This window comes from Bradyrhizobium sp. NAS80.1 (assembly GCF_001908205.1).
Taxonomy (GTDB): domain Bacteria; phylum Pseudomonadota; class Alphaproteobacteria; order Rhizobiales; family Xanthobacteraceae; genus Bradyrhizobium.
Genome location: NZ_LGHL01000040.1, coordinates 38,312 through 48,688, shown reverse-complemented (window position 1 = coordinate 48,688; position 10,377 = coordinate 38,312). Strand labels below are relative to the sequence as shown.

The 10,377-nt window shown below is 64.6% G+C and carries 5 protein-coding genes; all 5 read right to left on the bottom strand.

Going from position 1 to position 10,377, the window contains the following annotated elements:
• Nucleotides 1-1,075, bottom strand: a 1,075-nt coding sequence (locus AC629_RS10095; protein ID WP_245331784.1) for an alpha-amylase family glycosyl hydrolase, incomplete at its 3' end; no start/stop codon positions are given.
• A 1-nt stretch (nt 1,076) separates the two neighbouring features.
• Complete coding sequence (gene treZ, locus AC629_RS10090) at nt 1,077-2,828, bottom strand: malto-oligosyltrehalose trehalohydrolase (protein WP_084804646.1); 1,752 nt, start codon at nt 2,826-2,828, stop codon at nt 1,077-1,079.
• A complete protein-coding gene (glgX, locus tag AC629_RS10085; protein WP_084804645.1) occupies nt 2,825-4,903 on the bottom strand; it encodes a glycogen debranching protein GlgX in 2,079 nt (692 codons plus the stop codon). The genes treZ and glgX overlap by 4 nt, the downstream gene beginning before the upstream one ends.
• A 3-nt stretch (nt 4,904-4,906) precedes the next feature.
• On the bottom strand, nt 4,907-7,054 hold the full coding sequence (gene glgB / locus AC629_RS10080; RefSeq protein WP_084804644.1) for a 1,4-alpha-glucan branching protein GlgB: 2,148 nt from the start codon (nt 7,052-7,054) through the stop codon (nt 4,907-4,909).
• Nucleotides 7,047-10,340: a maltose alpha-D-glucosyltransferase gene (treS, locus tag AC629_RS10075; RefSeq protein ID WP_084804643.1), complete on the bottom strand. Its 3,294-nt coding sequence runs from the start codon at nt 10,338-10,340 to the stop codon at nt 7,047-7,049. The genes glgB and treS overlap by 8 nt, the downstream gene beginning before the upstream one ends.
• Between the last annotated feature and the right edge of the window lie 37 nt (nt 10,341-10,377).

Sequence of the window (10,377 nt, the reverse complement as noted above, 5' to 3'; positions counted from 1 at the left end):
TTTTTTCGATCACCGTATAGAACGGCTTTGTCTTTCCTTGCGCGTCGCGCACCAGCCGGCGCAGCCGCTGGCAATACTGCGCGGGATCGCGCAAGCCGTCGATGTGATCGAGGCGGATACCCTGCAATTTGCGGTCGGCAACGAGCTGCTTCACCAGCCGATGCGTCGCGGCAAACGTGCCGGGATCCTCGACGCGCAGGCCGGCGAGCCCGTTGACGTCGAAGAAGCGGCGATAGTTGATGTCGCTGGAGGCGAGCCGCCAATGGCCGAGCTTGTAGTGCTGGCGCTCAAGCAGATGATGCAGCGCCAGCGTTTGCGCGGGACGATCCTTGGCCGCGCGATAGGCGGCAAGACCGTGACCGATGACGTCTGCGGCACCTGCGATTTCCTTAAGCTCAGCCTTGAAGCTAGGGGCTTCCTTGCGGTTGGGATGGCGCAGCCCGGTGTAGCGGGCGGCAAGTGCAAGCAGGCGCTTGCCGGCCTCTGTCTCGGCGGCGTCCGTTTCCTTGACGATGATGCGCAGAATCTCGCCATAGCGCTCCGGCGCGATCGGAAGACGGTGCTCGAAATACCAGGCGGACAGACTACCTTCCTCGGCATCATAGCGCAGCTCGATCTCGCCACGCTCGAGCGCCTCGCCATAGGACGCGCCGAGGATCGGCAGCAGCACGCCGTCGCGCGCGCGGAAGGCCAACTGATCCCAGTCGATGTCGAAGGAGACCGCATGCGGCGAGGCCTGGCCCCATTCGAGAACGTCAAGCCACCACGGGTTATCGGCAAAATGCACGCCGACATGGTTCGGCACGAAATCTATGATGAGCCCGAGGTCGTGCTCGAGCAGAGCTTCGGTCAGCCGCGCAAAGCCCGCCTCGCCGCCGAGCTCGGGATTGAGCTGGCTGTGATCGACGGTGTCGTAGCCATGCGCCGAGCCCTTGCGCGCCTTCATCACCGGCGAGGCGTAGAGATGCGTGATTCCCAGCGACTTGAGGTAAGGCACGACCACGGCAGCCTTGTCGAAGTCGAAATCCGCGGTGAGCTGAAGCCGGTAAGTCGCAACAGGGATGTCAGGAGGCATGCTAACCTCCGAGGCGCCAGACCACTGACCAGGGTGGAAGCCGGGCGCCGGTCTCGCCGCCCCAGATCGGCGTGCCCGTGCTGACTGTGGACTCGCTCTCGTGGTCCGAGAGATTGGCGGTCAGGCGCAGCGTCGTGCCGTCGCCCATGCGCCAATGCGCGGTGAGCAGGCCGTTGTCGGCCGCCTCAGCATCGCCGAAGGTCGCCTTCTTCAGCCGTGGCACGATCTCCCTGCGGCGGAGCGCGAGCAGCTCTCGCACCAGCGCGAGCCGTATTTCCTGCTCCGGCGTCCGGCCGGCCCAGTCGAGCACGGCCGATTGCAATGTCGCCGGATCGAGCGGGTCGGGCACGTCGTCGCCGAATTTTTCGTAGGCCCAGGCATATTCCTGCTTGCGCCCCTTGCGCACGGCGTCCGCGAGCCCGCCCTGGAAGTCGCAGAAGAACGGGAACGGCACTGTCGAGCCCCATTCCTCGCCCTGAAACAGCATCGGCACCATCGGCGCCAGCAAGGTTACTGCGAGCGCGGCTTCGATCTGCCGCGGCGATGCCAGGCTCTCGAGCCGGTCGCCCAGCGGACGGTTGCCGATCTGGTCGTGGTTTTGCAGGAAGTTGACGAAGGTCGCCGGCGGCAGCTCGCCGCTTGGCTCGCCGCGCGGCTTCTTGCCCCAGAATTCCGAGATCTCGCCCTGATAGACGAAGCCGGAGGCCAGCGCGCGCGCAAGATCGAGCCGCGGCGTCTGGTAGTCCGCGTAATAGCCGGCATGCTCGCCAGTCAGCATCACATGCCAGGCGTGATGGTAGTCGTCGTTCCACTGCCCGCGGTATTTGCCGTTCGGCGGCTCCTGCGCGGCATCGAGCAGGCTCGCGCGGTTGTCACCGTTCTCCAGCACGAGATGGATGTGGCGACCGGTGGCCTTGGCGAGCTCGCCGGCGGCGACGCTGAGGTCCTGCAACATCGACTGTTCGCCGGGGATCGCCATGATGTGGTTGACAGCGTCAAGCCGCAGGCCGTCGAAGCGGTAGTCGGTCAGCCAGGACAGCGCATTCTCGACCGCGAACGCCCGCACCTGCGGCACGCGATAATCGATCGCGCTGCCCCAGGGCGTTTGCGCGTCGGTGAAGAAAGTCGGCGCGTAGCGGCCGAGATAATTCCCTTCGGGGCCGAAATGATTGTAGACGACGTCGAGGAAAACCATCAGGCCGCGCAGATGCGCCTCGTCGATCAGCATCTTCAGGTCTTCGGGGCGGCCATAGGCGCTGTCGGGCGCGTACCACAGAACGCCATCATAGCCCCAGCCGCGGCGGCCGGCGAAATCGGCAAGCGGCATCAGCTCGACCGCGGTGATTCCGGTCGCGACGAGATGATCGAGCTTCTCGATCATGGCGCGGTAGGTGCCCTCCCGCGTGAAGCTGCCGACGTGAGTTTCGATCAGCACCGTCTCTTCCCAGGGACGGCCGCGCCAATCGCGCGCACGCCAGGCGAAGGCGTCATGATCGATCACCTCGCTCGGGCCGAACACATCCTCGGGCTGGAAGGCCGAGGCCGGATCGGGCACGTCGATCTCGTCGTCGATCCTGAACTTGTAGGGACTGCCGGCAGCCAGACCGGCGATCTGGGCCACGAACCAGCCATCCTGCCGGCGCTGCATCGCGTGCCTTCGGTCGAGCAGGAGATCGACGCGCCGCGCGGCGGGCGCCCACAAACGGAACGACACGCCGTCCTTGATCGGCTTCGCCCCGAAGGATGGCCTCATGGCGCCCCCGTAAAGGCAAGCACGGAGCGCGGCGGCGCCTTGCTGTCGCTTCCGGGCAGGAAATCAACACTGTTCAGCATGGCGTCGGTCGTGTTCAGGATCTGCTGCCAGCTCTTGTATTCGGGCATTTTGGGCAATTTGAATGCGATCTCTTCGGGCGCGGCGTTCAGTACGATAAAGATCGCGGCCTCACGCGGTTCCACCGGCCCCACCACATAGGAGAGGAATCTCCCTTCCGGGAATTTCCAGTCGCTCTCCGTCATCTCGTCGCCGGCGGGCGTCAACCACAGCGCGCCGTAGGAGACGCCATCCGCGGGGCGACCATCGAGCCAGCGATGGCTGCGAAGCTGCGAGAACCGGCGGCGGATGTCGGCGAGATGGGAGACGAAGCCGACCATGTCGTCGCCCTCCTGGCCAAGATTGCCCCAGCCGACCCAGCCGACCTCGTTGTCCTGGCAATAAGCGTTGTTGTTGCCGGATTGCGAGTTGCCGACCTCGTCGCCGGCGAGGATCAGGGGAGTGCCCTGCGCCAGCATCAGGCAGGCCAGCACGTTCTTGCGGAGCTGCCGCCGCAGTCTGAGGATCGCGGGGTCGTCGGTCGGGCCCTCGACACCGCAATTGTTGCTGTGGTTGTCGTTGGAGCCGTCGCGATTGTCCTCGCCATTGGCCTCGTTGTGCTTCTCGTTGTAGCTGAAGAGGTCGGCGAGGGTGAAACCGTCGTGCACCGTGATGTGGTTGATGCCGGCGCGCGGCCGCCTGCCATCGTGGTTGAACAGGTCGGAGGACGCCGTCATGCGGCTGGAAATGTCGCCGATCAAGCTGCCTTCGCCGCTCCAGTAACGACGCATGGCGCTGCGATAGCGGTCGTTCCATTCCGACCATTGCGAGGGAAATGCGCCGACCTGGTAGCCGCCGAGGCCGAGGTCCCACGGCTCGGCGACGAGCTTGACGGTCGCCAGCACCGGATCCTGCCGGACCGCGGTCAGGAATGAGTTGCTGCGGTCATAGCCGTTCGGCCCGCGCGCCAGCGTGGTGGCGAGGTCGAAGCGGAAGCCGTCGACATGGCAGACTTCGACCCAGTAGCGCAGTGAGTCCATCACCATCTGCAGCACGCGCGGATGGGTGAGGTTCACCGACGAGCCGCATCCGGTGAAGTCGTCATAGTAGCGCGGGTTCTCGCGGTTCAGCCAGTAGTAGGAGGCGTTGTCGATACCGCGGTAGCACAGCGTCGGGCCGAGATGATTGCCCTCGGCGGTGTGGTTGTAGACGACGTCGAGCATCACCTCGATGCCGGCATCGTGCAGGCGGGCAACCGTGGTGCGGAAGGAGTCGAGCGCATTGTCCTGGGCGTAGCGCGGCTCCGGCGCAAAAAAGGATAGCGTATTGTAGCCCCAGTAATTGACGAGCTTCTTCTCCACCAATATGCGGTCGTCGACGAAGCTGTGGATCGGCAGCAGCTCGATCGTGGTGACGCCGAGCTTCTTCAGGTGTTCGATCATCGCCGGCGACGACAGGCCGCCATAGGTGCCGCGCAGGCCCGGCGGGACGTCGTCGCGCTTCTGCGTCAGGCCCTTGACGTGGGCCTCGTAGATGATGGTGTCTTCCCATGCGATATGAGGCCGGATCTCGCGCCGGCCCCAGTTGAAGGTCTCGTCGACGACGACGGCCTTGGGCATACCGCGAGCGTTGTCGCGCCGGTCGAAGGACAGGTCCTCGCGCGGTGAGCCGGTACGATAGGCGAAATGCGCATCACTCCAGACCAGCCGGCCGGCGAGCCGCTTGGCATAGGGATCGAGCAGCAGCTTGTTGGCGTTGAAACGATGGCCGTGCTCGGGTGCATACGGCCCATACACGCGGTAGCCGTAGAGCTGGCCCGGCGAGACGTCGTTGAGATAGCAGTGCCAGACGTCCTCGGTGCGCTCGGGCAGTTCGATGCGCTCCAGCTCGCGGCGGCCCTGCGCGTCGAACAGGCAAAGCTCGACCTTCTGCGCATTGGTGGAGAACAGCGCAAAATTGGTGCCGCGTCCGTCCCAGCTGGCGCCGAGGCGTGCGGGCGATCCGGCGGTGAGGCGCATGGGTCAGCTTTCAGGAACGAGGAAGATCGCGGCGAGTGGCGGAACGGTGAGGCGGAGCTCGGGCGCCTTGCCGTCAACCGCGTGGACCTCGCCGATGTTCCCGACATTGGTGCCGCCATAATGGGCGGAGTCCGAATTGAACACCTCTTTCCACCTGCCGGCAAAGGGCACGCGAACGCGGTAGTTGCGATAGACATTGGGTGAGAAGTTGACGATCACCAGGCACGGCGCGTGCTCGTCAAACCCCTTGCGCAGCCAGGCGAACACGTTGCGATTGGCGTCGTCAGTGATCACCCATTCGAAGCCGGCCTGATCGCAATCCATCTGGTGCAGCGCCGGCACCGCGCGATAAAGCCGGTTGAGGTCGCGGATCAGCGCCTGGATGCCGGAATGATATTTGTATTCGAGCAGGTGCCAGTCGAGCGACTGGTCGTGATTCCACTCGCGGCTTTGCGCGATCTCCGCGCCCATGAACAGGAGCTTCTTGCCGGGATGACCGAACATGAAGCTGTAATAGGCACGCAAGTTCGCGAAGCGCTGCCATTCGTCGCCGGGCATCCGGCCGAGGATCGAGCGTTTGCCGTGCACGACCTCGTCATGCGACAGCGGCAGGATGAAGTTCTCCGAGAAGGCGTAATGCAGGCCGAACAGGATCTCGCCGTGATGATGCTTGCGGTGGATCGGATCCTTGCTGATGTAGTTCAGCGTGTCATGCATCCAGCCCATGTTCCACTTGTAGCCGAAGCCGAGGCCGCCGAATTCGACCGGACGTGAGACCTGCGGCCAGGCGGTGGATTCCTCGGCCGCAGTGGTCGCCTGCGGGAAGCGGGAGAACAATTCGGTGTTGAAGCGGCGCAGGAACGCGATCGCCTCGATGTTCTCCCGGCCGCCATACTGGTTCGGAATCCAGGCACCGGGCGGGCGGCTGTAGTCGAGATACAGCATGGAGGCGACCGCATCGACGCGCAGCCCGTCGATCGCGTATCGCTCCAGCCAGAACAGTGCGTTCGACACCAGGAAGTTCGTTACTTCGGTGCGGCCGTAATTATAGATCAGCGTGCCCCAGTCGAGGTGACGGCCCTGGAGCGGATTGGCGTGCTCGTAGAGCGAGGTGCCGTCGAAATGACCGAGCCCGTGCGGATCGTCCGGGAAGTGACCGGGCACCCAGTCGAGCAGCACGCCGATGCCCTCGCGGTGGCAGGCATCGACCAGCGCGGCAAACTCCTCCGGCGTCCCGAAACGGCTGGTTGGCGCATAGAGGGCGGTCGGCTGATAGCCCCAGGAGCCGTCGAACGGGTGCTCGCTCACGGGGAGGAATTCGAGATGGGTAAAGCCCATGTCGCGGGCATAGGCCGGCAGCTGCTCGGCGAGCTCGCGATAGGTCAGCCATTCATTGCCGTTCTTGCGCCGCCACGAGCCGAGATGGACCTCATAGATCGACATCGGCGCCGACAGCGCGTTGATCCCGTCAGGCGCCGGGCGCGGACGCGGCAGATGCGCCTCGTCGAACACGATCGAGGCCGTCTTCGGCCGCAGCTCGGTCGCAAACGCCAGCGGATCGGACTTCAGCGGCAGCTGGTGGCCGTTCGGCCCGACGATGTCGAACTTGTAGTGATCCCCTTGCTTGGCGTGCGGGATGAACAATTCCCAATAGCCACTGCCGCGTACCCGCATGGGATGACGCCGCGCGTCCCAGAAGTTGAAATCGCCGACCACGGACACGCGCCGCGCATTCGGCGCCAGTACCACGAAGCCGATGCCGTCGATGCCTTCCAGCCGCATCGGATGCGCGCCTAGCTTGTCATAGAGGCGCTGATGGGTGCCCTCGCCGAGCAGATAGAGGTCGAAATCAGTCAGGATCGGCGGAAAGCGGTAGGCGTCTTCGAACTCGACGACGTTATCGCCGAACCTGGCACGCAGCTGATAGTGCTTCGAGCCGTTCGGCAGGGTGCCGATGAACAGGCCTGCGTCGTGGACGCGATCGAGCTTCGCCACCTCGCCATGCTCACCGACCGCCTCGACATTCGAGGCCTCGGGCAGGAAGGCGCGCACCACGCTCTTGCCACCTTCGGGATGCAGCCCGAGATAGTGGAAGGGATCGGAGTGCCGGCCCTCGATGATCGCGTAGGCCTCGGCGGGCAGTTTAGGCATGGGCTTCGCTCTCGGTACTGGACAGAATGCGAAGCAGTCCGGTCAGCGGCGCTTGGAGCCCCTCGGGCCGGTGCGACAGCTCGTACTCTACCTCGTCGAACGCGTGATCAAGCAGGAAAAACCTTAACAGGCCTTGCGCAGATCGCGGATCGTTCGGCCAGAGCCGCCGGTCGGTCATGGCGTCGCGGTAGGCGGACATGAATGTCGCGGTGGCGCGTTCGCGCCATTCGTCGAGTGCGGCCGTGAGCCGGGCCTGCTCGTCGGAGGCGCCCGCGAGCGCGCGATGGAGCGCCGCGGTCACCGACAGGTCGATCGAGCGGATCAGGCCGGCGACGTCGCGCGCGGCCGGTGCCTTGCGCCGCTTGTCGGCCAGCGGCAGACGCGGATCGCCGTCGAAGTCGATGATGAAGATGTCGTCCTTCACGATCAGAGTTTGCCCGAGCCGGAAGTCGCCATGATGACGGATGTTCAACCCGCCGATGTCGGGTGGCAATAGTGCATTCAGCCGGTCGGGCAGGGTCGCACGCACTGCTGCGAGTTCGTCGATCAGCGGCCGGTCCGCTTCCCGCAGGCCGTCGCGGCTGTCGGCCAACCGCTCGAAGACCCTCTCGGCACGCGCCTTGAGGTCGGCCATCCAGCGCCTGATGTGTGCGGAGCCGGTCGGCTCCGGGGCGAGATCGTCGGGCTTTGCCGCAGCCAGGGCGACATGCAGCTCGGCGAGCCGCCGGCCGATCTGCGCCATGAAGTGCAGATAAGGCGCCTGTTCCTGAGTCTCTCGGGGCATTTCGCCCGGCTGCAGCACTCGCTGCTCGTCGATATAGCGGTCGAGATAGCCCGTGGTCACGCCCCAGCCGTCGCCCTGGTTCGCGACAAAGGCGTGCAGCACTCCGATAGCGCTGCGCTGCTCACCTTCGACCAGCTCGACGCTGCCGAGCAGCGCCGGCGCATTGGCAAAGCGTGCGACCTCGGTGAGATAGTGGCCGATCTCGATCTCGGGGTTCATGCCGCTTTCGAGCTGGCGATAGATCTTGGCGACATACTGGTTGTCGACCAACGCCGTGCTGTTGGACTGCTCGATGGCGCGAATGCGCTCGGGCTCCTTGATGGTGTAATCGGCGAACAGGCTGGTCGCCTTGAACTCCAGCCGCAGATTGTTCTCCTCCACCACCAGGTTCTGCGACAGATTGCGCAGGAACAGGCCGATGAAGATCTGTCCGGTCGCGACATCGAGCAGCGTGCCTTCGCGCGCGCCCTGGCGAACGGCGGCGAGCGCTTTCGGGTTGAAGCGGTCGCGGTCGAAGCGCAACCACTCGATCTGCATCGGCAGCACATAGCGCGTGGTGACGTCGTGTTGTGTCGCTTCGAAGAACGCGATCCAGGGTCGGTTGTCGCCGATGTCGCAGAACGGCACCGCCGAGGTCAGCGTGGGGTTGATGTGCTTGGGGTTGTGCTCGGGAAACCAGCGCGTGCGCGATAGGAAGTCCGGCAGCACGTCATGCTCGAACACGCCACGCTCGCGCGCGAGCGACACCCAGGTCGAATTGACCGGCACCACCAGCGTTTCGAACTCCGGCACCGCGCGCGGCGTCACCGGCTCGGACTTGTCGCGCTCCAGCAGGTGGAACCAGTAGAAGCCGTAGGGCCCCAGCGTGATCATGTAGGGCAGCTCGCCGACCGCCGGGAAGCGGGTGCGGCCGAGCATCTCCTGCGGGATGCGGTCCTTCCACGGCGACAGGTCGAGCTCGGTCGCCTGCGCGGCGCGCGATAGATTGGCGACGCAGAGGATCACCTCGTCGCGATACTGCCTGACGTAGGCGAGCACGGAGCGGTTGGCCGGGCGGATGAAGGTCATGGTGCCGCGGCCGAAGGCGAGCGTCGACTTGCGCACCGAGATCAGCCGCTTGGTGGCGCTGAGCAGCGAGGACAGGCTGCGCGACTGCGCCTCCACGTTCACAGACTCGTAGCCGTAGACGGGATCCATGATCAGCGGCGCGTAGAGGCGGGCCGGGTCGCAGCGCGAGAAGCCACCGTTGCGGTCCGGGCTCCACTGCATCGGCGTGCGCACGCCGTTGCGGTCGCCGAGATAGATGTTGTCGCCCATGCCAATCTCGTCGCCGTAATAGATGATCGGCGTGCCGGGGAACGACAGCAGCAGCGAATTCATCAGCTCGATCTTGCGCCGGTCGTTGTCCATCAGTGGCGCAAGGCGCCTGCGGATGCCGACATTGATGCGGGCGCGCGGGTCGTTGGCGTAGGTGGTCCAGAGATAGTCGCGCTCGACGTCGGTGACCATCTCCAGCGTCAGTTCGTCATGATTGCGCAGGAACAGTGCCCATTGACAGCTCGCCGGAATGTCCGGGGTCTGGCGCAGGATGTCGGTGATCGGGAAACGATCCTCCTGCGCGATCGCCATGTAGATGCGCGGCATCAGCGGGAAGTGGTAGGCCATGTGGCATTCGTCGCCACGGCCGAAATATTCCTGCACGTCCTCCGGCCATTGATTGGCCTCGGCGAGCAGCAGCTTGCCCTTGGAATAGGAATCCAGCTCCTGGCGCAGGCGCTTGATGATCGCATGCGTCTCCGGGAGATTCTCGTTCGAGGTGCCCTCGCGCTCGCAGAGATAGGGAATGGCGTCCAGACGGAAGCCGTCGACACCGGCGTCTAACCAGCGCTTCATCACCTGGATCAGGGCGCTGACCACGCGCGGATTGTCGAAATTGAGGTCAGGCTGGTGCGAGAAGAAGCGGTGCCAGTAGAAGGCGCCGGCCTCGCGATCCCAGGTCCAGTTCGACTTCTCCGTGTCGGTGAAGATGATGCGCGTGCCCTGGTATTTCTGGTCGGTGTCGCTCCAGACATACCAGTTTCGCGCGCTCGAGCCCGGATGACTGCGGCGTGCGCGCTTGAACCATTTGTGCTGGTCGGAAGTGTGGTTGACGACGAGCTCGGTGATGACGCGCAGGCCGCGCTTCTGCGCTTCCTGGATGAAGCGCTTGAAGTCCTTCATCGTCCCGAAATCGGGGTTGACCGAGCCATAATCGGCGATGTCGTAGCCGTCGTCGCGGCCGGGCGAGGGATAGAACGGCAGCAGCCACAGCGCGGTGACGCCGAGCTCCTGGAGATAGGGCAGCTTCTCGGTCAGGCCAGCGAAGTCGCCGATGCCGTCATTGTTGCTGTCGGCAAAAGCCTTGACGTGCAGCTGGTAGATGATGGCGTCCTTGTACCAGAGCTCGTCCACGATCTCGGCAGCCTCAACTTTCTTGGTGTCGACGGAAGACAGAACATTCATGGCGTGGCCCCTTACGCCAGGCAGCGGAACAAGAGCG

Coding starts and splice junctions, on each gene's coding strand:
- glgX (WP_084804645.1), bottom strand. CDS start 4,903: ATGCGCCTCACCGCCGGATCGCCCGCACGCCTCGGCGCCAGCTGGGAC.
- treZ (WP_084804646.1), bottom strand. CDS start 2,828: ATGAGGCCATCCTTCGGGGCGAAGCCGATCAAGGACGGCGTGTCGTTC.
- glgB (WP_084804644.1), bottom strand. CDS start 7,054: ATGCCTAAACTGCCCGCCGAGGCCTACGCGATCATCGAGGGCCGGCAC.
- treS (WP_084804643.1), bottom strand. CDS start 10,340: ATGAATGTTCTGTCTTCCGTCGACACCAAGAAAGTTGAGGCTGCCGAG.